This is a genomic window from Streptomyces sp. a15 (assembly GCF_059026085.1).
This window is the reverse complement of sequence record NZ_JBWLKM010000073.1, coordinates 1-26,347: the sequence shown is the minus strand read 5'-3', so window position 1 is coordinate 26,347 and position 26,347 is coordinate 1. Positions and strand designations below refer to the sequence as shown.

Genomic DNA, 26,347 nt, shown 5'->3' with positions numbered 1-26,347 from the left:
GCTAGCGAAATCTGACGTAGGAAGAGAGCAGACCGACAGCCATGGCTGAGGCTCAGAACTCCCCCACCCTCGAATCCGCTCGGGCGGGGGGACCCCCACCGCTGGGGTCCACCACCGCCGGCCAGATCGCGGTGGCCGCCGAGTCGACCGTCGCCACGCGCATGAGCGCGCCCCCGTCCTTCGACGTGCAGGACTTCCCGGTCCCGCACGGCCGTGAGGAGGAGTGGCGGTTCACCCCGCTGGAGCGGCTGCGCGGGCTGCACGACGGCACCGCGGTCGCCACCGGCGACGGCCTGAAGGTCGACATCGACGCGCCCGAGGGCGTCGTCGTCGAGACCGTCGGCCGTGACGACGCGCGCCTGGGCAAGGCGGGCGTCCCGGTGGACCGCGTCGCCGCCCAGGCGTACTCGGCGTTCGAGAAGGCCGGCGTGATCACCGTCCCCAAGGAGACGGTCCTCACCGAGCCGATCCGAATCGCCGTGCACGGCGAGGGCGGGACCACCTTCGCCCACCAGGTCATCGAGCTGGGAGCCTTCGCCGAGGCCGTCGTCGTCCTCGACCACACCGGTGACGCCGTGCTCGCCGCCAACGTCGACTACCTCCTGGGGGACGGCGCCAAGCTGACCGTCGTCTCCGTCCAGGACTGGGACGACAAGGCCGTGCACGTGGCCCAGCACAACGCGCTGATCGGCCGCGACGCCACCTTCAAGTCGTTCGTGGTCACCTTCGGCGGCGACCTGGTCCGCCTGCACCCGCGCGTCACGTACGCCGGCCCCGGCGGTGAGGCCGAACTCTTCGGCCTCTACTTCACGGACGCCGGCCAGCATCAGGAGCACCGCCTCCTGGTCGACCACAACACCCCGCACTGCAAGTCGAACGTGGCCTACAAGGGCGCGCTCCAGGGCGAGGGCGCCCACGCGGTGTGGATCGGCGACGTCCTCATCGAGGCCAAGGCCGAGGGCACGGACACGTACGAGATGAACCGCAACCTGGTTCTGACCGACGGCGCCCGTGTCGACTCCGTGCCGAACCTCGAGATCGAGACCGGCGAGATCGTCGGCGCCGGCCACGCCAGCGCCACCGGCCGTTTCGACGACGAGCAGCTCTTCTACCTGATGGCCCGCGGCATCCCGGCCGACGAGGCCCGTCGTCTGGTGGTCCGCGGCTTCTTCGCCGAGCTGGTCCAGCAGATCGGCGTCGACGACATCGAAGAGCGCCTTCTCGTGAAGATCGACGAGGAGCTGGAGGCGTCGGTCTGATGGCCGCCTTCGACCGTGCCCGTTTCGTTCGGGCCTGTGGGCTGAGCGAGCTGGAGGAGGACACCCCGAAGCGGGTGGAACTCGACGGCACGCCGGTCTCGGTCGTGCAGACCGAGGGGGAGGTGTTCGCGATCCACGACATCTGCTCGCACGCGAACGTCTCGCTCTCCGAGGGCGAGGTGGAGGACTGCCAGATCGAGTGCTGGCTGCACGGCTCCAGCTTCGACCTCCGCACCGGCAAACCGTCCGGCCTGCCCGCGACGCGCCCCGTCCCCGTATATCCCGTAAAGATCGAAGGGGACGATGTGCTCGTCTCCCTTTCCCAGGAGTCCTGAGGCAACCCATGGCAACGCTTGAAATCCGAGACCTGCACGTCACCGTCGAGGCCGACAACTCCACCAAGGAGATCCTCAAGGGCGTCGACCTCACCGTGAAGCAGGGCGAGACGCACGCCATCATGGGCCCGAACGGCTCCGGCAAGTCGACGCTCGCCTACTCGCTCGCGGGTCACCCGAAGTACACGATCACCAGCGGCACCGTCACCCTCGACGGCGAGGACGTCCTGGAGATGTCCGTCGACGAGCGCGCCCGCGCGGGCCTGTTCCTGGCGATGCAGTACCCGGTCGAGGTCCCCGGCGTCTCGGTCTCCAACTTCCTCCGTACGTCCGCCACCGCCATCCGCGGCGAGGCCCCCAAGCTGCGGACGTGGGTGAAGGAGGTCAAGGAGACCATGCAGCGTCTCAACATGGACCCGGCCTTCGCCGAGCGCAACGTGAACGAGGGCTTCTCCGGCGGTGAGAAGAAGCGCCACGAGATCCTCCAGCTTGAGCTCCTCAAGCCGAAGGTCGCGATCCTCGACGAGACGGACTCCGGTCTGGACGTCGACGCGCTCCGGGTCGTCTCCGAGGGCGTCAACCGCGTCCGTGAGAGCGGCGAGGTGGGCACCATGCTCATCACGCACTACACGCGCATCCTGCGCTACATCAAGCCCGACTTCGTCCACGTCTTCTCCGCGGGCCGGATCGTCGAGTCCGGCGGCGCCGAACTCGCCGACAAGCTGGAGAACGAGGGCTACGAGGCTTACACGAAGGGTGGAGTATCCGCGTGACACAGCTGCCGGGCCTCCTCGACGCCGAGGCGATCCGAAAGGACTTCCCGATCCTGGACCGCCTGGTCCACGACGACCGGAAGCTCGTCTACCTGGACAACGCGGCGACCTCGCAGAAGCCGCGCCAGGTACTGGACGCCCTGAGTGAGTACTACGAGCGCCACAACGCCAACGTCCATCGCGGTGTGCATGTGCTCGCCGAGGAGGCCACGGCGCTGTACGAGGGCGCGCGCGACAAGGTCGCCGCGTTCATCAACGCGCCGAGCCGCGACGAGGTGATCTTCACCAAGAACGCCTCCGAGTCGCTCAACCTCGTGGCGAACATGCTGGGCTGGGCCGACGAGCCCTACCGCGTGGACCACGAGACCGAGATCGTCATCACGGAGATGGAGCACCACTCCAACATCGTGCCGTGGCAGCTGCTGGCGCAGCGCACGGGCGCGAAGCTGAAGTGGTTCGGGCTGACCGACGACGGCCGCCTCGACCTCTCCAACATCGACGAGATCATCACGGAGAAGACGAAGATCGTCTCCTTCGTCCTGGTGTCCAACATCCTGGGCACGGTGAACCCCGTCGAGGCGATAGTGCGCCGTGCGCAGGAGGTCGGCGCGCTGGTGTGCATCGACGCCTCGCAGGCCGCTCCGCACATGCCGATGGACGTACAGGCCCTCCAGGCCGACTTCGTGGCCTTCACCGGCCACAAGATGTGCGGCCCGACCGGCATCGGCGTCCTCTGGGGCCGCCAGGAGCTGCTGGAGGACCTGCCTCCGTTCCTCGGCGGCGGCGAGATGATCGAGACGGTGTCGATGCACTCGTCGACGTACGCCCCGGCACCCCACAAGTTCGAGGCGGGCACCCCGCCGATCGCGCAGGCGGTCGGGCTGGGAGCGGCGATCGACTACCTGTCGGCGATCGGCATGGACAAGATCCTCGCCCACGAGCACGCGCTCACCGAGTACGCGGTCAAGCGCTTCGCGGAGGTTCCGGGCCTCAGGATCATCGGCCCGACCACGGCCGAGGACCGGGGCGCGGCGATCTCCTTCACGCTCGGTGACATCCATCCGCACGACGTGGGCCAGGTCCTCGACGAGCAGGGCATCGCGGTACGCGTGGGTCATCACTGCGCACGCCCGGTCTGCCTGCGGTACGGAATTCCTGCGACCACGCGAGCGTCGTTCTATCTGTACTCCACGCCGGCCGAGATCGACGCACTGGTCGACGGCCTGGAGCACGTACGGAACTTCTTCGGCTGAGGGGCTGGCTGGAATCGTGCTGTGCAATCCCGGGGGACAACCCCCGGACCCCCGGCCGAGGGGCCACGCAAGGGAAGACGGGACGCGAGGGCGGTCGCTGTGAAGCTGGATTCGATGTACCAGGAAGTCATCCTGGACCACTACAAGCACCCGCACGGGCGCGGTCTTCGGGATGGCGACGCCGAGGTGCACCACGTCAACCCGACGTGCGGCGACGAGATCACGCTGCGCGTGAAGTACGACGGCACCACGATCGAGGACGTCTCGTACGAGGGCCAGGGCTGCTCGATCAGCCAGGCCTCGGCCTCCGTACTGAACGACCTGCTGGTCGGCAAGGACCTGGCGGACGCGCAGAAGATCCAGGAGACCTTCCTGGAGCTGATGCAGTCCAAGGGCCGGATCGAGCCCGACGACGCGATGGAGGAGGTGCTGGAGGACGCGGTCGCGTTCGCCGGTGTCTCCAAGTACCCGGCGCGGGTGAAGTGCGCCCTCCTGAGCTGGATGGCGTGGAAGGACGCGACGGCCCAGGCCCTGGGCGGAGCCGACGCCGAAAGGAAGACCGCATGAGCGAGACCGTTGAGATGAAGCCGGCCTCGGAGGAAGAACTCCGCGAGGCCCTGTACGACGTCGTCGACCCCGAACTGGGCATCGACGTCGTCAACCTCGGCCTGATCTACGGCATCCACATCGACGACGCGAACATCGCGACCATCGACATGACCCTGACCTCGGCGGCCTGTCCGCTGACGGACGTCATCGAGGACCAGGCCAAGTCCGCCACGGACGGCCTCGTCAACGAGCTCCGCATCAACTGGGTCTGGATGCCCCCGTGGGGCCCCGACAAGATCACGGACGACGGGCGCGAGCAGCTGCGGGCGCTCGGGTTCAACGTCTGAGTTCCACGAGCTGATGCGAACGGCGACGCCTTCGGGCGTCGCCGTTTCTCGTGCTCAGGCCAGCCCGCCCACCAGCCGGAACGCCGAGTCCGCCTGGTACCCGCCGCTGTGCTGGTACGACTCCAGGCGGAGTATGAAGTCCTTGTGGCGCAGGAAGCGGCCCGGGTAGTTGACCGACTCCAGCATGATCGCGCCGGACACCGGTGAGCTGCGGGGGCAGAACGTGGCGTCCTGCTTGAAGAGGGACGAGCCGTCGTTCCGGTCCGCGCGGAGGATGAAGTCGCGGTGGCGGAGATACGTGCCGTCGGCCGTGGCGAAGGACTGGCAGGAGCTGTCGGCCAGGCCCTTGACCAGCTTGAAGGTGGAGTCCTCGCGGGATTCCGAGCCGCCGACCGGGTCGAGCTTCACCAGGCCGCCGCTGACGTGCCAGTAGCGGTCGGGGTAGTTCACCGAGCGGACCGAGCGCCAGGTCGTCGACGGCTTCGGGGCGGACGAACCGGGCTGCGAGGTGGGCGGCTTGGGCGGAGCGGCGGGCGGGGGCGCGGAGGTCGAGCCCTGTGGTTCGGAGGCGCTCGTCGTCGTCCGGGCGGACGGGGAGGCGCTCTTCTCGCCGGGCGTCGGAGAGGGCGTCGCGGAGGGGGTGCCGTAGGAGATCAGGCCGGGGCCGCTCGGGTCCGCGACGGCCGCCTGGTCCGGGTCGGGTGACGGGTAGTCAGGCTGTTGCTCGGTCACGACGATCGCCGTCACACAGGCGGCGACCGTGGCTATCGCCAGCGCACCGGCCAGCCACAGGCGTCGCGTTCCCGGCACCCGGGAGGTGTCCGGAGCCCAGCCGCTCTCCCATGGCTGGTTCTGAGGGGGCCGGGACTTGCTTTCTGCCATGCGCGATTCCTCCGGCGGGCGCCTTGGGCGACGGCTGCGGCCGAGACGGGGAAGTAGGTGAACGGTGAAACACTAGTGGAGCCGGTGCGCTCCTGGGAGCTGTTTGCGTGAGCGGTTTCCGGCCGCTCCGGTTCCGCATCCCGCTCGATGTTCACAGCTCTTTCTCAGGCCGGGCCCAGCCCGGCCTCATTCGGCCACGGCAGCGTCGGAGCGTGGTCACCTCTGCACCTGCCTTCGTACGCCCTGCCTTCGTACGCCCTGTCTTCGTACGCCCTGTCTTCGTACGCCCTGTCTTCGTGCTCGGCTGTCCGCGTTCCGGGACCACCCTGTTGCAGCTGATGCTGCACGCGCACCCGAGGATCGCGCTGCCCCCGGAGACCCTCCCCCATAGCCCTTAAGGGGCATGGGGGGACCCCCATCGTTCTGCCCGCCTATGAAAGGCGGTTGCGCTTCGGGGACTTGCGGGACCCGGGCAACCGGGCCGGGCTCGCCGCCTGGATCACTGGGCGAAAGGAGACCCGGTTCCATGAGCTGGGGCTCGACGCCGACGCCGTGGCCGGGCGGATCGCGGAGGGCCCGCCCACCCTCGGCTCCGCCCTCGGGATCAGGCTCAAGGCCTACGCGGAACGGCACGGCAAGGTCCGCTGGGGCGACAAGCGGCCCGCCTACGCCCTGCACGTGGCGGAGATCCTGCGGCTCTTCCCGGACGCGCAGTTCGTGCACCTCGTACGGGACGGCCGCGACTGCGTCGCCTCACTGCTGGGGATGCCCTGGTGGCACCGCGGCTTCCACGAGGCCGTCGCCACCTGGGCGCAGGTGATGGACGTGACCCGGCGGTACGCGGGCCGGCTCGGACCGGACAGCTGGCACGAGCTGCGCTTCGAGGATGTGGTGGCCGACCCGGAGCCTCGACTGCGGGAGTTGTGCGGCTACTTGGGCGAGGAGTACGCCCCGGAGGTGGCCGAGCCGCACCGGCTGGCCCGCACGGCCGTGCCCGCCCGCAAGACCTGGCACCGGCGCACCCACACCACCCTGGACACCTCACGGGCGGGCAGCTGGCAACAGCGGCTGACGCCCGACCAGATACGGCTGTGCGACGCCGTGCTGGGAGAACGGCTGGAGCGCAACGGCTACGAGCTGAGCGGAGCGGTCCGGCCCGATCCCGCCGAGCTGCTCCGGTACCGCAAGGTGCCCGCCCTGCGGCGCGCCGCCCGCGCCAAGCGGCGGATCGCCGACCGCCTGGCGCGGGTGCGTGAACCGGGCCCGGTGGCGGCGCGGTCGGTCACCGTGTCCGGGTTCCATGTCTGACGTCGGGACCGGTCCGAGCCCGGCTCTGTGCCGGCGCTGTTATGTACACTCGTACACATGGGATACCTGTTGCTCGCCGGCGCCATCGCCGCCGAGGTGGCCGCCACGACCTTCATGAAGTACAGCGACGGCTTCAGCAGGCTCTGGCCCTCCCTGCTGACCGCTCTGGGGTACGTCGTCGCCTTCGCGCTGCTCGCGCAGACGCTGAAGACCGTCTCGATCGGCACGGCGTATGCGATCTGGGCCGGGGTCGGCACCGCGGTCATTGCGGCCATCGGCATGGTGTTCCTGGGGGAGGGGATGAACCTGGCCAAGGCCGCCGGTATCGCGTTGATCATCGTCGGTGTGGTGGTGCTGAACCTGGGCGGTGCGCACTGATGGCCCGCCGCTACGACCCCGAGCGACGCCAGCGGATCATCGACGCGGCGATCCGGGTCGCCGGGCAGAAGGGCCTTGCCGGGCTGAGCCACCGTTCCGTCGCCGCCGAGGCCGATGTGCCGCTCGGCTCCACGACGTACCACTTCAAGACCCTGGACGAGCTGATGGTCGCGGCGCTCCGCCAGGCCAACGAGGGCTTCGACAAGGTGATCGCCTCCCGCGGCGGCCTCGCCGGACCGCGCACCGAGCTGGCCGCCGAACTCGCCGGACTGCTGGGCGAGTGGCTGGCCGGCGAGCGCACCGGCGTCGAGCTGGAGTACGAGCTCTACCTCGCCGCCCTGCGCCGCCCCGCCCTGCGCCCGATCGCCGCCGAGTGGGCCGACGACCTCGCCGCCCGGCTCACCGCCCGCGTCGACCCGGTCACCGCGCGGGCGTTGGTCGCGCTGATGGACGGGATCTGTCTGCAGGTGCTGCTGACGGGGACGTCGTACGACGAGGAGTACGCGCGGGAGATGCTGGCGAGGATCATCGACGGCGCCGCGTGAGCCCGAGCGGCCGCGGTCCGTGAACGCCAGGCCGTGAACGCCGTGAACGCCAGGCCGTGAGCGCCGTGAACTCCGGTCCGTGAACCCCTTTGCCGACGTCGGGGAACAGCGGGTGACATCCTCACCCCGAACACACCCACGGAGGCCGCCACGTGACCGGACCACCGGACCCGTCCTCGCCCGAGGACGCCCAGGTCGTCGCCCACTCCCTGGAGGAACCGGAGCTCTTCGCCCGCCTCTACGACTGGTACGCCCCCGACATCCACCGCTATGTGGCACGCCGGCTGGGCGTGGGCGCCGCCGACGACATCACCGCGGAGACCTTCCTCATCGCCTTCCGCATCCGGTCCCGCTACGACACCGCCCGCCCCAGCGCCCGCCCCTGGCTCTACGGCATCGCCGGCAACCTCGTCGGCAAGCACCGCCGCGCCGAGGTGCGGGCCCTGCGGGCGCTGGCCCGCACCGGGCACGACCCGGTCGCCGAGACCTGGTCCGAGCGCGCCGACGACCGGGTCACCGCGCAGGCCGCCCAGGCCCCCCTCGCCGGGGCGCTCGCCGCGCTGTCCGTGGGCGACCGGCATGTGCTGCTGCTCGTGGCCTGGGCCGACCTGACGTACACCGAGGTCGGTGAGGCGCTCGGGATCCCCGTCGGCACCGTGCGCTCCCGGCTCAACCGCGCCCGCCGCAAGGTCCGTTCGGCCCTGGGCGCCGACCCCGCATTCACGCTCGACGCCACGGAGGTGTTCTGACATGGACGAGATGACGGCGGTTCGCGAACTGCGGGCCGAGGCCCCGGCGGCCGAGCGCGCACCCTTCTTCGCCGGACGCGACCGGCTGCTGCGGGAGGCGACGGGCCGCAGCCGTGCCCGCCGGCTGCGCGGCGACTGGCGGCTGATGGCCGCGGCGACGGCGGCCCTGATCACGGCGGTCGCCGTGATCGGGACGCAGGTGATCGACCGCGGCCCGGACGGAGTGCAGCCGGGCGCACGGCCCGGGTACACCCTCGAACTCGGCAGCGCCAAGGACCTCCTGAACGACGCCGCCGACGCCATCGCCGCCGGTCCCGCGGTCACCGCACGCGACGGCCAGTGGATCTACGTGAAGTCCGTCGAGACGAACATGACGGACGACGAGAAGCCGGGGCCGCAGACCAGCGAGGACTGGTATGCGTACGCCGATCCGAAGATGGAGGACGGCAAGGCCGGCGACGACCACTCGCCCAGGGAGGAGTACGCGTTCCTCAAGAGCCTGCCGGACGACCCGGCGAAGGTGCGGGTGAAGGCGCGCGCGTTCTTCTACGCCACCGACAAGTCCGAGTCCGGCACCCAGCACGAGTACCGGGCCCTTGTGGCTGTCCTCAGCCGGGCCTACGCCTACGACCCCGCAGGCCTCGCCAAGGTCTACCGGGCCCTCGCCACGATCCCCGGCGTACAGGCCGCGGAGGTCCAGGACGCGGCGGGGCGCAGCGCCTACGCGCTGTACCTGAAGAGCTCCGTCGTCACCTCCCGCGACGAAGTGCTCCTCGACCCGGCCACCTACCTCTACGCCGGGTACCGGTCCGTGGCGCAGAGCGGCGACCTGCAGTGGGACAAGGGCGACGTCGTGCTCGGCGGGGCACGGCTCGTGACGGCGGTAGTGGACGAGAAAGGGGAGCGGCCCTGATCCGGGCCGTCGGCACGGCCTGAGCCCGGTCCGATCCGCGACCGGTCCGGGCCGGATCCCGGACGGTGCGCCCGGCACCTGAGACGCCGTGCGCACCGGTTCGCCCAGGCGCCCCCCGCCACGTTAGGTTGCCCTTATGACCGACACGACTGCTCCTCGCACCACCGGCGCCGTTGCCGCCGGCCTCGCCACGATCGCCGCCGACGGCACCGTCCTCGACACCTGGTTTCCCGCGCCCGAGCTCACCGCCGAGCCCGGCCCGTCCGGCACCGAGCGGCTGTCCGCCGAGCGTGCCGCGGAGCTGCTCGGCCCAGGCGCCACCGCGGCGCTCGGTCCGGATGCCCGCCGGGGCGTCGAGGTGGTCGCGGTCCGTACGGTCATCGGCTCGCTCGACGACAAGCCGATCGACGCGCACGACGTCTACCTGCGCCTGCACCTGCTCTCGCACCGCCTGGTCCAGCCGCACGGCCAGAGCCTGGACGGCATCTTCGGCCACCTCGCCAACGTCGCCTGGACCTCGCTCGGCCCGGTCGCCGTGGACGACGTCGAGAAGGTGCGGCTGAACGCCCGCGCCGAGGGCCTGCACCTCCAGGTCACCTCGATCGACAAGTTCCCCCGCATGACGGACTACGTGGCCCCGAAGGGCGTCCGCATCGCCGACGCCGACCGGGTCCGCCTGGGCGCGCACCTCGCCGACGGCACGACCGTCATGCACGAGGGCTTCGTCAACTTCAACGCCGGCACGCTCGGCACGTCGATGGTCGAGGGCCGTATCTCCGCCGGTGTCGTGATCGGCGACGGCTCGGACATCGGCGGCGGCGCCTCCACCATGGGCACCCTGTCCGGCGGCGGCAACGTCCGCATCACCATCGGCGAGCGCTGCCTGATCGGCGCCGAGGCGGGCGTCGGCATCGCGCTCGGCGACGAGTGCGTGGTCGAGGCCGGCCTGTACGTCACCGCCGGCACGCGTGTCACCATGCCCGACGGGCAGATCGTCAAGGCGCGCGAGCTGTCCGGGGCCTCGAACATCCTGTTCCGCCGCAACTCGGTCACCGGCACGGTCGAGGCTCGCCCGAACAACGCGGTCTGGGGCGGTCTGAACGAGATCCTCCACAGCCACAACTGACCATCTCAAGATCTCGTATGGGTTACTCAGCGTGACCTTCTTGTGGTTTCGGCAGATGAACGGGTGGACGCAGTGTCCGATCAGACGCCGAAACGACGAACGAGGGATCGCGCAATGACGAACGAGCGGGCGAGGACCGTGGCACGGTGGCTGTCCGGGGCGCTGACCCTGACAGTGGTGTGCGGGCTGCCGGCACAGGCCGCGCACGCGGACGAGACCAACAGCGCCTCGCACAACGGCCCGCGGATCGGACTGGTCAACGTGGGCCAGGTGGACGATCCGATGGAGGACGTACTGGAGCACGTGCTGCTGATCGGCGACGGGTACACCTGGCGCTGATCACGCCCGCCGAGGGCCGGGGCCCGTACCGCACACCTGTGCGGTACGGGCCCCGGCCCTTTCCGCCGGGAAAATCCTCCGGAGAGATCTTCCAGAAAATTCTTCGGCGGGGTGGCATAGCGGCGGGCGGTCGCACGCGTCACAAGGAAGACAGGGGGCGGAGCGCAGGGACCGCCGGGGAAGAGAAGGTGACGATGAATGCCGAAGGGCTGGAGAGCTTCCGGGAGTTCGTGGACAACCGGTCGTCGGCGCTGCTGAAGACGGCCGTGCTGCTCTGCGGGGGAGACCAGCACGCCGGTGAGGACCTGCTGCAGACGGCGCTCGCCAAGGCGGCCGGGAAGTGGCAGCGGATCGACGAGCCCGAGGCCTATGTGCGCCGGATCCTCTACCGCCAGCAGGTCAGCCGCTGGCGGCTGAAGTGGCGCAGACGGGAGGTCAGCGTCGCCGAGCCGCCCGAGGCGGGCGTGGGAAGCGTCGACGCGGCGGCTGCGGCCGAACTGCGTGTCGTGATGCGCGAGGCGCTGTCGCGGCTCACCGCCCGCCAGCGGACCGTGCTCGTGCTGCGATACTTCGAAGACCTTCCCGAGGCCGACGTGGCCCGGCTCCTCGGCTGCACCGTGGGCACCGTACGGTCCACCACCCACCGCTCCCTCGCCCGGCTGCGCTCGCTGGCGCCCGAACTGGCCGCCCTGGGACCGGCCGACGCCGAGCGGCAGCCGTCCCGTGACTACTCGCCTCTGGAGGTGCGGCCGTGAACGTCGAGGAACTCGTGCGCGACGCGCTGCGGGAGCAGGCCGCCGAACAGTCCCCGGCACGGCCGGGGTTCGCCGACCGGGTGCTGGCGTTCCGCCGGCGCCGCCGTACGCGCCGGATCGCGACCGCCGCCGTCGCCACGGCCGCCGTGCTCGCCGTCGCGGTGGGCGTGCCGATGCTGGACTCGGGCCGGGGCACCGACGTACGCCCCGCGGACGTCGTACCGAAGACCGAGGTGACCGCGCATCCGGACCAGTCGCCGCCACGCGAGCTGATCTCCGCCGGGAACACCCAACTGGCCGCGTACTTCATCCCGAAGACCGTCGGGAAAACGGCCGACACCGCCGTCTACGAGCGCACCTACTGGCTGCTCGACCAGAAGACCGGCAGGTACGAGAAGACCACGAAGTGGTCCTGGGTGGCCGTGGCCCCCGGCATGAAGACCGCCGCCGTCCTGGAGCAGGACCTGCCCGCCTCACGCATCGGCCTGCTCGACCTGACCACCGGCGAGGTCGCGCGGTGGATCGCCGTCGACCACCCCGTCGGCGGACTCGCGTTCTCGCGCGACGGCCGCAAGCTGGTCGCGACGACGTACGGCGAGAACCCCGACCTGCGGGTCAAGATGGAGGGTTCCGACGGCTGGGACCAGAAGCAGCCGTCGAGCCGCACCGGTTTCCATGTCCTCGACGTGGCCTCCGGCAAGGGCTCCTGGACCGAGGTCGGGCTCGGCGGTGACCCCGAGGACCCCACAGGAAGCTTCCTCAACTCCCGCCAGGACTTCGCCCTCACCGGCGACGGCAGGTACGTCTGGGCGGGCAACCCCATGGGCGACATCGGCAAGCAGTTCTACGACTTCACGGGTAAGGAGGTCCCCGCGCCCGCGGGCGACAAGCACCTGTCGTGGTACGTCGACGCGGGGAAGTCGCCCGACGGCAGGCTCGTCGCCGGTGACTTCGCGGGCGAGAAGTGGAAGACCTCCTCCTGGGTCCTCGACGCCGCGACCGGCAAGAGGACCGAGGTCCACGGACAGCAGTTGCTCGCCTGGGTCGGCAACACGTCTCTCATCGCCTGGGACATCGCCAACGGCGGCAAGAACGAGTTCCACCAGCGGCTCGTACTGGTCACCATCGGCAGCGACAAGGTCGTACCGCTCAGCGACTTCCGCAAGGGCAACGACGGAGACGCCGGACGCTGGGAGCCCGTCTTCGCCGAACGCTGATCAGAAGGCGCTGGTCAGGAGGCCATGAACTGTTCGTACGCCGCCAGCAGCCCGTCGACCGTCTCGCGGTCGGCGGGCCGCAGCGGTGCGCGGACCGGGCCCGCGGGCAGGTCGAGTGCGTTGAGGAGGGCCTTGGCAGTGACCGTGCCGGGCAGGCCCGCCGACATCATCGGCTCGATCAGCCGCGTGGCCCGCTGCTGGAGGCGGGCGGCCACGGGGGTGTCGCCCGCCTCGAACGCGTCGAGGACCGCACGGAGGTGCGCCGGGACCACGTTGGCGACCGTGCTGACGTATCCGGCGGCGCCCACCGCGTAGAGGGCGAGGTTGTGTTCGTCGCAGCCCGCGTAGTACGCCAACTCCGTGCGGTCCAGGACCTTCTGGGCGCCGAGGAAGTCGTAGGAACAGTCCTTGACCGCGACGATGCGGGGGTGCCCGGCGAGGCGGATCAGGGTGTCCGGCTCGATCCGGGTGCCGGTGCGCCCCGGGATGTCGTACAGCACGAGCGGCAGCCCGGAGGCGTCCGCGACCTCGCGGAAATGCGCCTCCAGCGCGTCCTGCGGGGGCCTGCTGTAGTACGGGCTGACCACCAACAGACCGTCCGCGCCCGCCTTTTCGGCCGCCAGGGCCAGCTCAATGGTGTGCCGGGTGTCGAAGGTGCCCACACCCGCGACGATCGACGCCCGTCCGCCCACCGCCTCCCGGACGGCCGTGACGAGCGCGGCCTTCTCCGCGTCCGTCGTGGTCGGCGACTCGCCCGTCGTCCCGGACAGGACGAGACCGTCGCAGCCTTCCGTCACCAGCCGGTCGGCCAGCCGCTGCGCGCCGTCGAGATCGAGCGCGCCCGCGTCGGTGAAGGGCGTGATCATGGCGCAGAGGGCGCGGCCGAAGGGGCGAGGTGTCGTCATGAGGGTAGTCTCGGCGCGCCGACAGTGAAGCTCCACTTAATTCTTCTACGAGGTATTGATAAGGACTACTGACGGGTCCTCGGTCTGTGCGCAGGTGCCAGGCCCTATGTCCAAGTCGGCCCCTCATGGGTCACCATGGCCAGGACGGTCATCGGCCCCAGGTCATTGGGAGGCGTCATGAAGCTCGGCAAGGCACTCGCCACCGGAGTCGCGGAAGAGCGGCCGCAGGTGCACGGTCAAGAACCCGAAGAACTCGAGCTCCCTGAGGAGCTCAAGGAACTGAAGGCGCCCGAAGAGGTCCCGGCCGCCCGATGAGGCTGCGGCTCCCCGAGGAACGCCCGACGGAGCCGCCGACCGGATACAAGATCGCCCACCCGGTGCTGTCCCAGGACGGCACCCGGGCCGGGTTCACCGGTGTGTCGCTGGGCGGCGCGCTGCCGTACGGAGTCCTGGCCGACGCGTCCTGCGTCTACGGCCTGCGGCACCAGGCACCGCACCGCCGCTGCGACTGCGGCTTCCACTGCGTGCACGACCGTACGACGGCCGAGGCACTGCTGTGCACGGCCGAGCACCGTACGGCCGTCCTGCTCGAGGTCTCCGTACTCGGCCGCTACCTCCGCTTCGAGCGGGGCTTCCGGTACGCCCGTCAGCGCGTCCGCACGGCCACCGTCGGCCCGTGCGCCTGCGGCACGATCGCGGTGGCACTGGCCGACGCGGGCTGGGGCCGACCGGGCTGGCACGCGCTGGCTCCCTCCTGCGCGGGGTGCCTGCGCGGTCGTACGTCCGTCTCGTTGGCCGGGTTCGCCCGGCTGGCCGGGGACCGGCTGCGGGTGGTGGCGGGGGACGGCCTGCGGGTGGCGGGGGACGAGCTGCTGCCGGCCGCCGGCCCGGGTGTGCCCGGCGGATTCGGGGTGCCCGAACTCGTTGCGGAGGCCGCCCTGTTGCAGGCCCGGCTCGACTGGTTCCAGAGCCAGCTGGCCCGGCTCGGCGAGCGCGGTCCCGGAGGCGGGCCGCAGGGGTAGCGAGGGCCGGTCAGGGTACCCGGGGGTTCCGATACCGAGAGGAGGCGGAACCGTGACCGGGACCATGGCCCCCAGGCCCGTACATGACGAACATCATTCGGTCGGCGACCTCGTCGGACAGGCCACCGAACAGGTCTCCCGGCTGGTACGACAGGAAGTGGCCCTCGCCAAGGAGGAGCTTGCGCAGAAGGGCCGTCGCGCGGGGCGCGGCGGTGGGCTGCTCGGCGCCGCGGGCGCTGTCGCCTACGCCGGCTTCCTCGCCCTGGCCGCCACGGGTGCCGCCGCGCTCTCGCTGGTACTGCCCGTCTGGGCGGCGGCGCTCATCGTGACGGCCGTCCTGTTCGCGCTCGCGGGCCTGCTCGCGGTGACCGGCCGCGCCCAGCTGCGCCGCGCCACACCGCCCACGCCCGAGGAAGCGCTCGGCAGCGTCAGGGCCGACGTCCAGGAGATCAGGGGAAGGGCGCACCGATGACGGACAAGACAGCGCACGAGGCCGGCGCCAAGGGGCCCGACGAGCTGCGTCGGCAGATCGAGCGGACGCGGAGCGAACTCGGCGACACCGTGGAGGAGCTGGCCGGCAAGGTCGACGTCAAGGGGCGTGCGCGGGCACGGGCCGCCGACCTCCGCGACAAGGCGGGCGCGATGACGGTGCAGCTGCGCAGCAGTGCGGCGCAGGCCGGGCATACGGTCCAGGACCGGGCGAGTCATGCGGGGCATGCCGTTGAGCACAGCCTGCCCGGGCCGGTTCGCTCCGCCGTGCAGGTCGGGGTGCGGCATCCGCGGCCGGTGCTGGTTCTGGGGGCGGCGGCGGTGGGTGTGGTGGTCGTCGGAGAGGTGGTGCGGCGGCGTCACGGGCGGTGACGGTGCGGGTGCGGGCGCCGGGGTTGCCCTTGAGGTGGGTGACTTCGGCGCCCGGCGTCTGCGTGACCGTCCCTGAGGGCTCCGCCCCCAGACCCCCGGCCTTTGCCCACCCCCCACCCGACTCGGTTGGCTGTGGGGCGAGGTTTGGCGCTGGACCGACTGCTCGGTCGGCTTCGGTCGGCTGTGGCGTGGGGTTTCGTCGTGGCGACTCGGTTGGCTGGGGGAGGTGGGGTCAGGCGCCGGCCGGTCTCGTCTCGGTGGGCTGTGGGGAAGGGCGGCTGGGCGCTGGACCGACTGCTCGGTCGGCTGAGTGGTGAGGTGGTGCCCCGCCGCCCCCGTCACTTCCCCCGCGCCGCCCGCAACCTCGCCGGCCACTTCCTCGTGTCCCTCGGCTCCACGTACGGCTCCTCCGTCGGCGGGCGGCCGCCCGTGATCGCTCGCTCGCGTGCCAGTTCCGCGTCGAACTCCAGGCCCAGGAGGATCGCCATGTTGGTCAGCCAGAGCCAGACGAGGAAGACGATGGCGCCCGCGAGCGTGCCGTACGTCTTGTTGTACGAGCCGAAGTTGGACGCGTACACGGCGAAACCCGCGGACGCGGCCAGCCAGATCAGCGTGGCGAGGACGCTGCCGGGGGAGATCCAACGGAAGCCGCGGCCACGGACGTTGGGGGCGGCCCAGTACAGCAGGGCGATCATCAGGACCACCAACAGAAGCAGTACCGGCCACTTCGCGACGTCCCACACCGCGATCGCCTCGTCACCGAGCCCGATCGTCGTGCCGGCCCGCTCGGCCAGCGGCCCCGTGAACACCACGATCAGCGCGCTCGCGGCCAGCATCAGCATCAGCACCACGGTCAGCGCCAGCCTCAGCGGCGTGAGCTTCCACACCGGGCGGCCCTCCGGAAGGTCGTACACCGCGTTGGACGCGCGAATGAACGCGGCGACATACCCGGACGCCGACCACAGGGCGAAGAGCAGGCCGAGGACGGCCAGCACGCTGCCGGTGCCGCCGCTGTCGCCGAGCTGGACCACCGCGTCCCGCAGGACGTCCCGGGCGGGGCCGGGGGCGAGGTCCCCGATGTTGTCGAGGATCTTGTCCGTGGCGCGCTGTCCGACCACACCCAGCAGGGACACCATCACCAGCAGCGCCGGGAAGAGCGACAGCACGCCGTAGTACGTCAACGCGGCCGCACGGTCGGAGAGTTCGTCGTCCAGCAACTCCTTGAACGTGCGCCCCACCACCGCCCGCCACGACCGCGCGGGCAACTCGGAAGGGCTGTCCGTCCCGGCCGTCTCGTGCATCCCGGCCGGCTCGCCCTGCTCCACCGTCTCGGCCCTCTGGGCCTTCTCGTCCATGACCAGCCGGGTCTCCCGAATTCGCCGCTCAAATCGGGTACTTGACCTGAATCTTGGTTGAGGTTGAAGGGTGGGCGGTGCACGCATCCCGTACCGACCGACGGAGGCCCGCCGTGACCCGCCGCACCGACACCCGCCGCACCGACACCCACCCCGACCTCACCCGGCCCGATGTCGGCGCCGCCCTCTTCAGCACCTGGCGTGTGGGCACCCCCGAGCGGCAGAAGCAGGCCGTCGAGGCGATCGCGCACACCTGGGAGCGCCGGCCCTGGCCCGCCGACGGCCTGCTCGGCTACCACGTCTACACCGGGCACGACGGCGAGACGCTGATGCACCATTCGCAGTGGGCGAGCGAGTCGGCCTACGAGGCCTTCGTGCTGCATCCAACAGCGGCTTCGCCGCGGGCCCACCGGCAGGAACGCAACGACGAGATCGACACCGCCGTCCCGGGCATCGAGCGCGTCGCACTCGACCGGTACCGGTACTACCGCGGCGAAGAGCGTGCCGCCTGCGACCAGCGTGTGCCGGGGCTGATCGTGACCGTGCGGATCGACTTCGAGCCGGGTGCGGCCGAGCGGCGCCGGGACTGGATCGACCTCCTGCTGCGCACCGCCCCCGGCCCGGTCGCCCACCGCGGACTGATCGCCGCCCACTTCCATCTGTCCACCGACGGCACCCACGTCCTCAACTACGCGGAGTGGGAGACCCCTCAGGCCTACGACAAGGCCCTCACCGTGCCCGTCGACGAGGAGTGGGAGCGGGTGCGGACGTACCCGGGCGTGCGGGGCTTCACGGGCAGGCGCTACGACCACGCCCTCGGTCTCGTGCCCCAGTGAGATCAACCCAGGTCTATCCGACGACTCAATGAGTCTGGACAAAAAAAGTTTTCGGTGAGACGGTGGACCCATGCTGGACGTGACCGTGATCGAGGATCCCGAGGCCGCAGCCGCCTCCCTGGACCCAATAAGGGCCCGGCTGCTCGCCGAGCTGGCCGCAGGCCCCGCCTCGGCTGCGATGCTGGCCGGCAAGGTCGGACTGCCCCGGCAGAAGGTCAACTACCACCTGAAGACCCTGGAGCGGCACGGCCTGGTCGAGCTGGCCGGCGAGCGCCGCAAGGGCAACGTCACGGAGCGGCTGATGCGGGCGACCGCCGCGTCGTACGTCATCTCACCGCTCGCGCTCGCCGCCGTGCAGCCGGACCCGGACCGCTTCCGGGACCAGCTCTCCGCGCGCTGGCTGCTCGCGCTCGGCGCCCGGCTCGTCCGGGACGTCGGCTCGCTGATCACCGGCGCGACGAAGGCCCGCAAGCGGCTGGCGACGTACGCGCTCGACGGCGAGGTCCGCTTCGCCTCGGCCGCCGACCGGGCCGCGTTCATCCAGGAGCTGACGGCGGGAATCACCGCGTTGATCCGCAAGTACGACGCTCCGGACACCGAGGACGGCCGTGATCACCGGATCGTCGTGGCCGTCCATCCCACGCTCAAGCCCACGGTCGAGGACCGGCCCGTCCCGGAACCCGTCCCGGAAATCGACAGCTAGACCAGTCCGTACTCAGGAGCCCACCATGTCCAAGGAATTCGAGATCGCCCGCGAGTTTGAGGTCGATGCCTCACCGGAGGAGGTCTGGGAGGCCGTCACCGCCCAGACCGGCGGCTGGCTGTGGCCGATGGAGCCCCCGGAGCCGCGCGAGGGCGGCAAGGGACCCTTCGGGTCCACGGTCACCGCCTGGGACCCGCCGCACCGCTACACCAACCGCGTCGAGAACGTCGAGGGCATCTCCGAGCAGACCCTCAACCAGCTCGACTACACCATCGAGCCGCGCGACGAGGGCCGGCGTGCCTGGGTGCGGTACGTGCACAGCGGGATCTTCGTCGACGACTGGGACAACCAGTACGACGGCGCCGCCAAGCACACCGACTTCTACATGGCGACCCTGCGCCAGTATCTGGTCCACTTCGCGCCCCGCACGGCCGCCTTCGCCACCTTCGACGGACCCGACGCCTCCAAGGCCACCGGTTCCTTCGCCGCCGTCGGCCGGGCGCTCGGCCTCGCGGACGACACCGCCGAGGGGGCGCGGGTGCGGGTCCGCGGCCCCGAGGACCAACTCCTCGACGCCGAGGTCGACTTCCGCAACCCGTACTTCCTCGGGCTGCGCACCGATGGCGCCCTGATCCGCGTCTTCGGGCGCGACCACTGGGCTTACCCGGTCGGGATCAGCGTCCACGACTTCGCGCCGGGCGCGGACGCGGAGGCGGTCGAGACCGCCTGGAAGGGCTGGCTGGACAAGGTGTTCAGCCAGCCCCGGTAGAGCACTGCGACCGACGGTCGGCGACTACGGCTTGAACCGCAGCACCTGCGGGTCGTGGTCGCTGATCTGGTCGTTGAACTCCGCGTTGATGTGCACGCTGTCGTACTCGAAGTCGCACGAACGCCGGATCGACGGACTGACCAGGATCTGGTCGAGGACCTGGGCGTTGCCCTGGTAGACGTACGAGTAACGCTCGCTCTTCGGCAGCGACTTGATCGCCGACCAGAGCGCGCCGTCGCTCTCCAGGATCTCGGTGGTGCCGGAGAACTCGAAGTCGTTGATGTCACCGAGGGTGACGACGTCCGCGTTCTTCTGGGTGGCCAGGATCTCCTTGACGAACCCGTTCACCGCGGTCGCCTGGAGGGCGCGCTGGGTCTCCGAGCTGCGCGCCGGCGGCTGGTACTGCGAGGTCAGAGCCTGGTCGCCGCCCTTGGAGTTGAAGTGGTTGGCGATCACGAAGACCGTCCGGCCACGGAAGGAGAACTCGCCGGCCAGCGGCTTGCGGCTGCTCGCCCAGGCGGTGTTCGCCGGGTCGATCCGGCCGGGGGAGACCGTCAGCGCGGCCTTGCCGTGCTCCTTGGTGACGCCGGCGGCGGTGGTGGCGTCGCCGCCCGCGCGGTCGGTGAAGGAGACCCGCTCCGGGTTGAACAGGAACACCTGGCGGATGTTGCCGCCCGGCTCGCCGCCGTCGGTGTTGTTCGCCGGGTCGATGGAGCGCCAGTCGTACGTCGGGCCGCCGGCCGCGGCGATCGCGTCGATCAGCTTGGTCACCGTCAGGTCGGCCGCGACCGTGCCGTCGTTCTTCGCGCCGTTGTTGTCCTGGATCTCCTCCAGGGACACGATGTCGGGCGACTGGAGGTTGTGCACGATCGCGGCGGCGTGCTCCTCGAAGGAGGCGTCGGACGGGTCGAGGTTCTCGACGTTGTACGTCGCGACCGCAAGCTCGCCGTTCTTCTGCTTCTCGGTGGTCTCCCGCGCGAGCCCGGCGCTCTTCAGCGTGCCGATCCGGTTGGCGACGAGGGTGTAGCCGCCGAACTGGTTGTAGTCCAGCGGGCCGGCGGTGGCGCCGGTGAGGACGTCGCCGACGTTCGCCTTCGGGAAGTCGGCGGTCGCGCCCAGGGACTGGATCTGGAGCCGGCCGGTGTTCTGCGACTCGTAGGAGCCGTAGACCGTGCCGCCGCGGCGGTTGCTGTTCTCGCGCGGCTTCACCGTGACCCACAGCTCGGTGAACGGGTCGGTGGCGCCGACCACGCGGGTGTCGGAGACCTGGACGTTCATGCCCTCCAGGGACTCGTAGTAGTCCAGGGCGTACTTCGACGGACGCAGGGTCAGAGCGTTGACCGAGCCGCTCGCGGCGGTGTCGCCGGCCGGGGCGTAGGCGCTCGGCACCGACCTGGCGTCGACGACGGTGGCGGCCGGGACCGCGTTGCCGCTGGAGACGACCGTCACCGTCGGGCGGACGATCTCGGTCACCGCCTGGTTGCCGGAGGCGGCGCCGCCCGGGACGAACTCCGTGATCGTGCCGGACACGGTCACCGCGTCGCCGACCGCGACCTTCGGGGTGGAGCTGGTGAAGACGAAGACGCCCTCGCTGGTGGCGGGGTCGGCGTCCGGGTTCGGGTCCTGGATCCAGAAGCCTCTGGAGGAGCCGTAGGTGCGCACGCCGGTGACGATTCCGGCCACATCCGTGACCGCCTGGCCGGCGTACGGGGATATCCGGGTCGTGCCCTGGATGTCATGGATGCTCACGGCCGCCGCGTGCGCGGGCGAGGTGAGTACGACGGTGGAGGCCGCGGAACAGACGGCGGCGACGGTGAGCGCGGCGAGACGCACGGAAGACTTGCTCGGCAACGGGATCCCTCCGGGGACGTACATGGGCGCCGGGACGAGGGTGAAGCGAAAGGCGCGTATGACGCGCGTAGAAGCGAGTGAACACCTGTCCCCCGGCTTCTACGCGCGTCAATCTCGTGCCTGGTCAGGCCACTTGTCAAGGTTTCAGCCATGTACGGCCCCGGACCGGGAGATGAACCGGGCGGCATGGGTGGAAAGCGGTCTAGGCTGAGCGGCTGAGTGGTACGACGCGCCTCTAGGAGAACCAGCCGATGTCAGACAGCTCCCCACTGCCGCCGGTGCGGCTGCACCCCGAAGCGGAGCTGGCGCGGGACGCCCTGTCCACGCCGCTGCTGTCACGGGCCGCGCGGCTCGCCCGCTGGGCCGGGCCGACGACGCGGATCGACGCCGGGGGCGGGCTCGTCGAAGAGCAGCTGCCCGAGGCGGCCGAGGTGCTCGGGCTGAGCGGGGACGACGCGGCGGCGTACGCGAGCGAGGCCTGGCGGGTCGCCGTCGACACCGGGCTCGTCGAGGTCGTCGACGAGGAAGCCGGCACCGTCGCCGCGGGTGAGGAACTGGCCGTGCTCACCGGCGGCGCCCCGCACGACGTGCTCGGTGTGTGGCTGGCGGCGCTGGAGACCGTGCTCGCCGACGCGAGCGGGCCCGACCTGGACGACCTGGTCGGCGCGATGGACGCGGGGGGCGAGGTCGACTTCTCGTCCCTGGACTGGGACCCGGAGGCCGAGGCCGAGTTCCTGGACGGCGTGCTCGGCAACCTCTACCTCCTCACCGCCGGCGAGGAGAGGCCCGGCAGGGCATTCGTGCCGCTGCCCGCGCTGGCCGCCTCGATGATCGTCCCCAGCGACATGGGCGAGCCCACCAACGACGTGCTGGAGCAGGTCTCCGACGCGATGATGCGGCTCGACGACCAGTTCCGGCTCCTTGAGCCGGTCGGGCTCGTGGCATACCAGCCCGTCGACGAGGCGCTGATGGCCGACACCGACGAGGAGCCCGCCTCCCCGGTCGACGAGACCGACGTCTCCCGCTACGGCATGGTCCGGCTCACCCCGCTCGGCCTCTACGGGCTCAGGGCCCGGCTCCTGGAGGCCGGGTTCGAGGCACCCGCGGTCGGCGACCTCGCCGACAAGGGCGCCGACGCGCTGCTCGACGGCACGGCCGCCTTCCCGCCCACCGCCGCCCAGGCCGAGACCGAGCAGTGGCTGGCGCGCCGTGAATCCCTCGCCGCCGCGCGGGAGTTGCTGGCGGCGGCGCGGGGCCTGGACGCCGGGGCGCCGCTCAGGCGACTGCGCTGCCAGCAGGCGCTGTCCCTGGTGGGCAACGAGGACGAGCCGGCCCTGCGCGAGGTCCTCGACGACCCCGAGCTCGGCGGACTGGCCCGGGTCTGGCTGGCCGAGCGGGGCGCCTCCGAGGTGCCGGCACCCTCCGAGGACCTGGTGTTCTGGCTGACCGTCGACACGCTCGCCGCGCAGCTCGCGGCGGAGGGCAACTCCGACGAGCTGAGGGGGCTGGTCGAGGGACTGGCCCAGCAGCACAGCGGGTTCTTCGCGGCGGCCTGGCGGGTCGACCACCCCGCCACGGCGGACGTGCTGGAGGCGATGGGGCGGCTGCACCCCGACAAGAGGATCGCGAAGGAAGCACGGAAGGCCGCGTTCAAGGCGCGGTCGCAGCAAGGGGGTTGAGCCGAGGGACCGCTCGGCGGTCCATGCTCGGCCGGAGGCGGCCGGGGCCCGCACATCGGGGCTCCGGCCGCCTTTTCCGCGGCCTGACGCCCGGACGGACGGCCCGGACGGACGGCCCGGACAGACGCTCGCACACACGGCCCGACGCTCTCGGGAACTCGCACCTGCCGCAATTGCGACCTATATCTGATTAGCATTCAGAAATCTGCTTCCTGCGACTTTGTCGTACGTGGCGCACAGGTCCTGCGTGCAATCAACCGCGAGAGGAGGCCACATGGCCTCATCAGGCCGTCGTAGATCGCTGCTGCACCACACTTCTTCTCGACACGACCTCGAACTGCGTGCCGCAGCACCGCACTTCGGGCGGCGCCGCTTCTTCACGATCGCCGCGGCGGCCGCCGCCCTCGCCTTCACCACCAACCTGCCGGCCCGGGGCGCGGCGGGCTCCTCCGAGCTCGACGCGGCGAGGATCTCCAGCGACCCGTTCACGCTCGGCATCGCCTCCGGAGACCCGCTGCCCCACTCCGTACTGCTGTGGACGCGGCTCGCCCCCGCCCCGTACCAGGCGGACGGCGGTCTGCCCGGGCGGTACGTCGCCGTCCAGTGGGAGGTGGCCACCGACGAACGCTTCGCCCTGACCGTCCGCACAGGCGTCGCCATCGCCTATCCCGAGTACAACCACAGCCTGCACGTCGAGGTCGACGGCCTCGACCCCGACCGTGTCTACTACTACCGGTTCAAGGCCGGAACCTGGATCAGCGAGACGGGCCGCACCCGCACGGCGCCCGCCACCACGGCCGCCGCCGCGACGCTCACCTACGCCGCCGTCGCCTGCCAGGCCTACTTCGACGGGTACTACACGGTGCACCGCCATCTCGCCCAGGACGACGTCGACGTGGTGTTCCATCTCGGCGACTACCTGTACGAGTACGCCGTGAACTCCGTGGGCGGCCACCGGAACTACACCGACCGCAAGCTGCCCGACCTCTTCAACCACGAGGCCACGACCCTGGAGGACCACCGGCTGCGCTACGCCCTCTACAAGAGCGACCCGGACCTGCGGGCGGTCCACGCGGCCCACCCCTTCGTCGTCACCTGGGACGACCACGAGACCGAGAACAACTACGCGGGCGCCATCAGCGAGAACAACGACCCGCCGGAGACGTTCCTGCTGCGCCGCGCCGCCGCCTACCGGGCGCACTGGGAGAACCATCCGCTGCGCAACGCACAGCTGCCCAGCGGCCCGGACATGCAGCTCTACCGCCGGCTCCACTGGGGAACGCTCGCCCAGTTCGACGTCCTCGACACCCGCCAGTACCGCTCCGACCAGTTGTACGGCGACGCCAAACACGTCGTCCTCGGCCCCGAGGTGGACGACCCGACACGCACCATGACGGGGGCGGCGCAGGAGAGCTGGCTGATCGACGGCTGGCGCGCCTCCGAGGCCCTGTGGAACGTGATGTCGCAACAGGTCTGCTTCTCCCAGCGCAAACTCGACCTCAACGCGGAGGCGAAGACGTCCATGGACGCCTGGGACGGCTACCGGGCCTCGCGTCGGCGGATCCTCGACGGCGCGAAATCGGCCGGGGTCGAGAACCTGGTGGTGATGACCGGGGACGTGCACGTCGGGTACGCCTTCGACATCAAGGACGACTTCGACGATCCGGCGTCCAGGACCCTGGGCACGGAGATCGTCGCCACGTCGGTGGCGAGCGGCCGGGACGGCGCCGAGAGGCCACCCACCTGGGACACCTACCTCAAGGCCAACCCGCATCTGAAGTTCTACGACGGGCGGCGCGGCTATGTGAGGGTCGTACTGGACCGCCTGAAGGCGCGGGCCGACTTCAGGACCGTGTCCGCCGTGACGACGCCGGGCGCGCCGATCACGACCGCCGCGTCCTTCGTGACCGAGGCCGGTAACCCCGGACTCAAGCCCGCGTGACACCGGTACCGGATGCTGACGGGCCGACACCCGTACCGGGGTGTCGGCCCGTCAGCATCCGGTACTCCGCCGGGCGGGCCCTTCATGTCGTCCAATGCGCGGAACGGACGGGAACCGGACATCTTCTGAGCCCTCTTCGGCAAAACCTAGGTTTTCGAGGCCCTTCTGCCACCGAAACCCGAGGAGACGCCTGATGGTCCACAGACACGCCGGAGCCTGCTGTGCCGCCTTGACGGTGCTCGGCGCGCTCGTGCTCGCGGGGCTGCCCCAAGCCGCGGCCGCCGAGCCCCCCGCGCCGACACCGGCACCCTCCGCCGCCGAGACGCTCGGCGCCGACAAGCCGTCGCCCGCAGTCCTGCGCGCGTTGGTGCGCGACCTGGGCCTGACGGACACACAGGCCAGGACGCGCCTGGTGAACGAGGCCGAGGCGGGCACGCGCGCCGGCCGGCTCCAGAACGCGCTGGGCAAGCACTTCGCGGGAGCATGGGTGAGCGGCGCGACCTCCGCCGACCTGACCGTCGCGACCACCGACGCCGCGGACGTCCCCGCCATCGAGGCCGGCGGGGCGAAGGCGGCGGTCGTCAAGACCGCGCTGGAGGACCTGAGGAAGGCCAAGAAGAAGCTGGACGGCGCCGTGACCGGCAAGGCCCTCGACACGCCGGTGCGGTACATCGACGTACGGACCAACCGGGTGACGGTCCAGGCGACGAGCCGTGCCGCCGCGGACACGCTCATCGCCGACGCCGGAGTCGCCGCTGGGCTCGTGGACGTCAAGGTGTCGGCGGAGCGGCCTCGCGCCCTGCACGACGTACGGGGCGGTGACGCCTTCTACATCGACGACCAGGCCCGTTGCTCCGTGGGATTCTCCATCACCAAGGGCGAGCAGCAGGGCTTCGCCACAGCCGGTCACTGCGGCAAGGCGGGCGCCAAGACGACCGGCTTCAACAAGGTCGCCCAGGGCACCTTCCAGAACTCCGTCTTCCCCGGCCTGGACATGGCGTGGGTGGGCGTCAACAGCGACTGGACCGCAACGCCCGCCGTCAAGGGGGAGGGTGACGAGAACGTGCAGACCGCCGGCTCGGTGAAGGCCCTGGCGGGCGCCGCGGTCTGCCGGTCCGGGTCGACCACCGGCTGGCACTGCGGAACGATCGAGCAGCACGACACCAGCGTCAGCTATTCCGAGGGCACCGTCGACGGCGTGACCCGCACCACGGTGTGCGCCGAGCCGGGCGACTCCGGCGGCTCCTACATCTCGGGAACCCAGGCCCAGGGCGTCACGTCGGGGGGCTCCGGCGACTGCACGAGCGGCGGAACGACCTACTACCAGCCGATCAACCCGGTGCTCAGCGCCTACGGCCTCACCCTCAAGACCGGGGCGGCCGAGAGCGGTACCCAGGCCCCCCAGGACGGCCAGGCGGGTGGCTGGGCCGTGGGTCAGGTCTACGAGGTCGGCGCGCGGGTGACGTACGACGGCGTCTCCTACCAGTGCCTGCAGGCGCATCAGGCGCAGGGCGCGTGGCAGCCCGCCCTCACTCCGGCCCTGTGGCAGCGCGTTTGACGACCACGACGATGCCGCGGCGGGGGGGGGGGGGGGGGGGGGGGGCAAACGGCGCGCGGCAGGGTTTTTTGGGTTCCCACCCGCACCGCCGGTGCGGCTTTCGTGGTCGGGTGCGGGTGGCCCTGGTGGGGGCGGAGC

30 protein-coding genes are annotated in these 26,347 nt (G+C 70.9%); 26 read left to right on the top strand and 4 right to left on the bottom strand.

Going from position 1 to position 26,347, the window contains the following annotated elements; genetic code table 11:
- Positions 1-41: 41 nt before the first annotated feature.
- The 6 genes from sufD to AC5P09_RS40845 all read left to right on the top strand — a co-directional run bounded on the left by sufD (position 42) and on the right by AC5P09_RS40845 (position 4,516).
- The gene (gene sufD, locus AC5P09_RS40870; RefSeq protein ID WP_493878769.1) at positions 42-1,259 is read left to right on the top strand and encodes a Fe-S cluster assembly protein SufD; all 1,218 of its coding nucleotides are present in this window, start codon (positions 42-44) and stop codon (positions 1,257-1,259) included.
- Positions 1,259-1,594 (top strand): non-heme iron oxygenase ferredoxin subunit, encoded by a 336-nt coding sequence (locus AC5P09_RS40865; protein WP_493878768.1) that lies wholly within the window; start codon positions 1,259-1,261, stop codon positions 1,592-1,594. Before sufD ends, AC5P09_RS40865 begins: the two co-directional genes overlap by 1 nt.
- A gap of 8 nt (positions 1,595-1,602) precedes the next feature.
- Entirely contained in the window at positions 1,603-2,367 is a 765-nt protein-coding gene (sufC, locus tag AC5P09_RS40860) for a Fe-S cluster assembly ATPase SufC (RefSeq protein ID WP_266441551.1), read from the top strand.
- The gene (locus tag AC5P09_RS40855) at positions 2,364-3,620 is read left to right on the top strand and encodes a cysteine desulfurase (protein ID WP_493878767.1); all 1,257 of its coding nucleotides are present in this window, start codon (positions 2,364-2,366) and stop codon (positions 3,618-3,620) included. The genes sufC and AC5P09_RS40855 overlap by 4 nt, the downstream gene beginning before the upstream one ends.
- 99 nt (positions 3,621-3,719) lie before the next feature.
- The gene (sufU, locus tag AC5P09_RS40850) at positions 3,720-4,187 is read left to right on the top strand and encodes a Fe-S cluster assembly sulfur transfer protein SufU (RefSeq protein ID WP_493878766.1); all 468 of its coding nucleotides are present in this window, start codon (positions 3,720-3,722) and stop codon (positions 4,185-4,187) included.
- Positions 4,184-4,516, top strand: coding sequence for a metal-sulfur cluster assembly factor (locus AC5P09_RS40845; protein ID WP_037743875.1), 333 nt, complete (start codon positions 4,184-4,186; stop codon positions 4,514-4,516). The genes sufU and AC5P09_RS40845 overlap by 4 nt, the downstream gene beginning before the upstream one ends.
- A 54-nt stretch (positions 4,517-4,570) precedes the next feature.
- Here the strand turns inward: AC5P09_RS40845 and AC5P09_RS40840 are convergent, their stop codons facing one another.
- Entirely contained in the window at positions 4,571-5,398 is an 828-nt protein-coding gene (locus AC5P09_RS40840; RefSeq protein ID WP_493878765.1) for an AbfB domain-containing protein, read from the bottom strand.
- A 107-nt stretch (positions 5,399-5,505) separates the two neighbouring features.
- Here AC5P09_RS40840 and AC5P09_RS40835 point away from each other — a divergent pair, with 107 nt between their 5' ends.
- From AC5P09_RS40835 to AC5P09_RS40790, 10 genes are all read left to right on the top strand, one after another.
- A complete protein-coding gene (locus AC5P09_RS40835; protein ID WP_493878764.1) occupies positions 5,506-5,796 on the top strand; it encodes a sulfotransferase in 291 nt (96 codons plus the stop codon).
- A 46-nt stretch (positions 5,797-5,842) separates the two neighbouring features.
- Complete coding sequence (locus tag AC5P09_RS40830; RefSeq protein WP_493878763.1) at positions 5,843-6,706, top strand: sulfotransferase family protein; 864 nt, start codon at positions 5,843-5,845, stop codon at positions 6,704-6,706.
- Between the two features lie 57 nt (positions 6,707-6,763).
- On the top strand, positions 6,764-7,084 hold the full coding sequence (locus tag AC5P09_RS40825; protein WP_493878762.1) for a DMT family transporter: 321 nt from the start codon (positions 6,764-6,766) through the stop codon (positions 7,082-7,084).
- Positions 7,084-7,629 carry a TetR/AcrR family transcriptional regulator gene (locus AC5P09_RS40820; protein WP_493878761.1) on the top strand — a complete coding sequence of 182 codons (546 nt, stop codon included), beginning with the start codon at positions 7,084-7,086 and terminating at the stop codon, positions 7,627-7,629. The genes AC5P09_RS40825 and AC5P09_RS40820 overlap by 1 nt, the downstream gene beginning before the upstream one ends.
- Before the next feature lie 152 nt (positions 7,630-7,781).
- Positions 7,782-8,378 (top strand): RNA polymerase sigma factor, encoded by a 597-nt coding sequence (locus AC5P09_RS40815; protein ID WP_493878760.1) that lies wholly within the window; start codon positions 7,782-7,784, stop codon positions 8,376-8,378.
- A gap of 1 nt (position 8,379) precedes the next feature.
- Positions 8,380-9,291: a CU044_5270 family protein gene (locus AC5P09_RS40810; RefSeq protein WP_493878759.1), complete on the top strand. Its 912-nt coding sequence runs from the start codon at positions 8,380-8,382 to the stop codon at positions 9,289-9,291.
- 136 nt (positions 9,292-9,427) lie between these two features.
- On the top strand, positions 9,428-10,417 hold the full coding sequence (gene dapD, locus AC5P09_RS40805; protein WP_493878758.1) for a 2,3,4,5-tetrahydropyridine-2,6-dicarboxylate N-succinyltransferase: 990 nt from the start codon (positions 9,428-9,430) through the stop codon (positions 10,415-10,417).
- A gap of 114 nt (positions 10,418-10,531) precedes the next feature.
- A complete protein-coding gene (locus AC5P09_RS40800) occupies positions 10,532-10,756 on the top strand; it encodes a hypothetical protein (protein WP_266441571.1) in 225 nt (74 codons plus the stop codon).
- 194 nt (positions 10,757-10,950) lie between these two features.
- On the top strand, positions 10,951-11,511 hold the full coding sequence (locus AC5P09_RS40795; RefSeq protein ID WP_493878757.1) for a SigE family RNA polymerase sigma factor: 561 nt from the start codon (positions 10,951-10,953) through the stop codon (positions 11,509-11,511).
- Positions 11,508-12,728 (top strand): WD40 repeat domain-containing protein, encoded by a 1,221-nt coding sequence (locus AC5P09_RS40790; RefSeq protein WP_493878756.1) that lies wholly within the window; start codon positions 11,508-11,510, stop codon positions 12,726-12,728. The genes AC5P09_RS40795 and AC5P09_RS40790 overlap by 4 nt, the downstream gene beginning before the upstream one ends.
- A 14-nt stretch (positions 12,729-12,742) precedes the next feature.
- Here AC5P09_RS40790 and dapA read toward each other — a convergent pair whose 3' ends face one another.
- A complete protein-coding gene (gene dapA / locus AC5P09_RS40785; protein WP_493878755.1) occupies positions 12,743-13,633 on the bottom strand; it encodes a 4-hydroxy-tetrahydrodipicolinate synthase in 891 nt (296 codons plus the stop codon).
- Positions 13,634-13,810: 177 nt separating this feature from the next.
- On the opposite strand from dapA, the gene AC5P09_RS40780 reads away from it, so the two are divergent.
- From AC5P09_RS40780 to AC5P09_RS40765, 4 genes are read left to right on the top strand one after another with little or no spacing between them, the layout of a single operon-like run.
- Positions 13,811-13,948 (top strand): hypothetical protein, encoded by a 138-nt coding sequence (locus tag AC5P09_RS40780; protein WP_493878754.1) that lies wholly within the window; start codon positions 13,811-13,813, stop codon positions 13,946-13,948.
- A complete protein-coding gene (locus AC5P09_RS40775; protein ID WP_493878753.1) occupies positions 13,945-14,655 on the top strand; it encodes a hypothetical protein in 711 nt (236 codons plus the stop codon). Before AC5P09_RS40780 ends, AC5P09_RS40775 begins: the two co-directional genes overlap by 4 nt.
- Before the next feature lie 52 nt (positions 14,656-14,707).
- Positions 14,708-15,127 (top strand): phage holin family protein, encoded by a 420-nt coding sequence (locus AC5P09_RS40770; protein WP_493878752.1) that lies wholly within the window; start codon positions 14,708-14,710, stop codon positions 15,125-15,127.
- A complete protein-coding gene (locus tag AC5P09_RS40765; protein WP_493878751.1) occupies positions 15,124-15,516 on the top strand; it encodes a DUF3618 domain-containing protein in 393 nt (130 codons plus the stop codon). Before AC5P09_RS40770 ends, AC5P09_RS40765 begins: the two co-directional genes overlap by 4 nt.
- 338 nt (positions 15,517-15,854) lie before the next feature.
- On the opposite strand, the gene AC5P09_RS40760 is transcribed toward AC5P09_RS40765, so the two are convergent.
- Positions 15,855-16,871: a YihY/virulence factor BrkB family protein gene (locus AC5P09_RS40760; RefSeq protein WP_493878750.1), complete on the bottom strand. Its 1,017-nt coding sequence runs from the start codon at positions 16,869-16,871 to the stop codon at positions 15,855-15,857.
- Positions 16,872-16,984: 113 nt separating this feature from the next.
- On the opposite strand from AC5P09_RS40760, the gene AC5P09_RS40755 reads away from it, so the two are divergent.
- From AC5P09_RS40755 to AC5P09_RS40745, 3 genes are all read left to right on the top strand, one after another.
- Entirely contained in the window at positions 16,985-17,707 is a 723-nt protein-coding gene (locus tag AC5P09_RS40755; RefSeq protein ID WP_493878749.1) for an antibiotic biosynthesis monooxygenase, read from the top strand.
- Between the two features lie 70 nt (positions 17,708-17,777).
- A complete protein-coding gene (locus AC5P09_RS40750; protein ID WP_493878748.1) occupies positions 17,778-18,410 on the top strand; it encodes an ArsR/SmtB family transcription factor in 633 nt (210 codons plus the stop codon).
- A gap of 25 nt (positions 18,411-18,435) precedes the next feature.
- Complete coding sequence (locus AC5P09_RS40745) at positions 18,436-19,179, top strand: SRPBCC family protein (protein WP_493878747.1); 744 nt, start codon at positions 18,436-18,438, stop codon at positions 19,177-19,179.
- Positions 19,180-19,203: 24 nt separating this feature from the next.
- Here the strand turns inward: AC5P09_RS40745 and AC5P09_RS40740 are convergent, their stop codons facing one another.
- On the bottom strand, positions 19,204-21,030 hold the full coding sequence (locus tag AC5P09_RS40740; protein WP_493878746.1) for a DUF8508 domain-containing protein: 1,827 nt from the start codon (positions 21,028-21,030) through the stop codon (positions 19,204-19,206).
- Positions 21,031-21,281: 251 nt separating this feature from the next.
- Between AC5P09_RS40740 and AC5P09_RS40735 the strand changes: the two genes are divergently transcribed.
- The 3 genes from AC5P09_RS40735 to AC5P09_RS40725 all read left to right on the top strand — a co-directional run bounded on the left by AC5P09_RS40735 (position 21,282) and on the right by AC5P09_RS40725 (position 26,209).
- Entirely contained in the window at positions 21,282-22,709 is a 1,428-nt protein-coding gene (locus AC5P09_RS40735; protein ID WP_493878745.1) for a hypothetical protein, read from the top strand.
- 274 nt (positions 22,710-22,983) lie between these two features.
- A complete protein-coding gene (locus tag AC5P09_RS40730) occupies positions 22,984-24,651 on the top strand; it encodes an alkaline phosphatase D family protein (protein ID WP_493878744.1) in 1,668 nt (555 codons plus the stop codon).
- A 193-nt stretch (positions 24,652-24,844) separates the two neighbouring features.
- Complete coding sequence (locus AC5P09_RS40725) at positions 24,845-26,209, top strand: carbohydrate-binding protein (RefSeq protein ID WP_493878743.1); 1,365 nt, start codon at positions 24,845-24,847, stop codon at positions 26,207-26,209.
- The last annotated feature ends 138 nt before the right edge of the window (positions 26,210-26,347 follow it).

Bases quoted from the DNA above. Each gene is read 5' to 3' on its own strand.
- AC5P09_RS40820 (WP_493878761.1), top strand. From the start codon at position 7,084: ATGGCCCGCCGCTACGACCCCGAGCGACGCCAGCGGATCATCGACGCG.
- dapA (WP_493878755.1), bottom strand. From the start codon at position 13,633: ATGACGACACCTCGCCCCTTCGGCCGCGCCCTCTGCGCCATGATCACG.
- AC5P09_RS40760 (WP_493878750.1), bottom strand. From the start codon at position 16,871: ATGGACGAGAAGGCCCAGAGGGCCGAGACGGTGGAGCAGGGCGAGCCG.
- AC5P09_RS40730 (WP_493878744.1), top strand. From the start codon at position 22,984: ATGGCCTCATCAGGCCGTCGTAGATCGCTGCTGCACCACACTTCTTCT.
- AC5P09_RS40810 (WP_493878759.1), top strand. From the start codon at position 8,380: ATGGACGAGATGACGGCGGTTCGCGAACTGCGGGCCGAGGCCCCGGCG.
- sufC (WP_266441551.1), top strand. From the start codon at position 1,603: ATGGCAACGCTTGAAATCCGAGACCTGCACGTCACCGTCGAGGCCGAC.
- AC5P09_RS40735 (WP_493878745.1), top strand. From the start codon at position 21,282: ATGTCAGACAGCTCCCCACTGCCGCCGGTGCGGCTGCACCCCGAAGCG.
- AC5P09_RS40780 (WP_493878754.1), top strand. From the start codon at position 13,811: ATGAAGCTCGGCAAGGCACTCGCCACCGGAGTCGCGGAAGAGCGGCCG.
- AC5P09_RS40725 (WP_493878743.1), top strand. From the start codon at position 24,845: ATGGTCCACAGACACGCCGGAGCCTGCTGTGCCGCCTTGACGGTGCTC.
- AC5P09_RS40750 (WP_493878748.1), top strand. From the start codon at position 17,778: ATGCTGGACGTGACCGTGATCGAGGATCCCGAGGCCGCAGCCGCCTCC.
- AC5P09_RS40800 (WP_266441571.1), top strand. From the start codon at position 10,532: ATGACGAACGAGCGGGCGAGGACCGTGGCACGGTGGCTGTCCGGGGCG.
- AC5P09_RS40865 (WP_493878768.1), top strand. From the start codon at position 1,259: ATGGCCGCCTTCGACCGTGCCCGTTTCGTTCGGGCCTGTGGGCTGAGC.
- AC5P09_RS40825 (WP_493878762.1), top strand. From the start codon at position 6,764: ATGGGATACCTGTTGCTCGCCGGCGCCATCGCCGCCGAGGTGGCCGCC.
- AC5P09_RS40845 (WP_037743875.1), top strand. From the start codon at position 4,184: ATGAGCGAGACCGTTGAGATGAAGCCGGCCTCGGAGGAAGAACTCCGC.
- AC5P09_RS40775 (WP_493878753.1), top strand. From the start codon at position 13,945: ATGAGGCTGCGGCTCCCCGAGGAACGCCCGACGGAGCCGCCGACCGGA.
- dapD (WP_493878758.1), top strand. From the start codon at position 9,428: ATGACCGACACGACTGCTCCTCGCACCACCGGCGCCGTTGCCGCCGGC.
- AC5P09_RS40765 (WP_493878751.1), top strand. From the start codon at position 15,124: ATGACGGACAAGACAGCGCACGAGGCCGGCGCCAAGGGGCCCGACGAG.
- AC5P09_RS40840 (WP_493878765.1), bottom strand. From the start codon at position 5,398: ATGGCAGAAAGCAAGTCCCGGCCCCCTCAGAACCAGCCATGGGAGAGC.
- sufD (WP_493878769.1), top strand. From the start codon at position 42: ATGGCTGAGGCTCAGAACTCCCCCACCCTCGAATCCGCTCGGGCGGGG.
- AC5P09_RS40745 (WP_493878747.1), top strand. From the start codon at position 18,436: ATGTCCAAGGAATTCGAGATCGCCCGCGAGTTTGAGGTCGATGCCTCA.
- AC5P09_RS40795 (WP_493878757.1), top strand. From the start codon at position 10,951: ATGAATGCCGAAGGGCTGGAGAGCTTCCGGGAGTTCGTGGACAACCGG.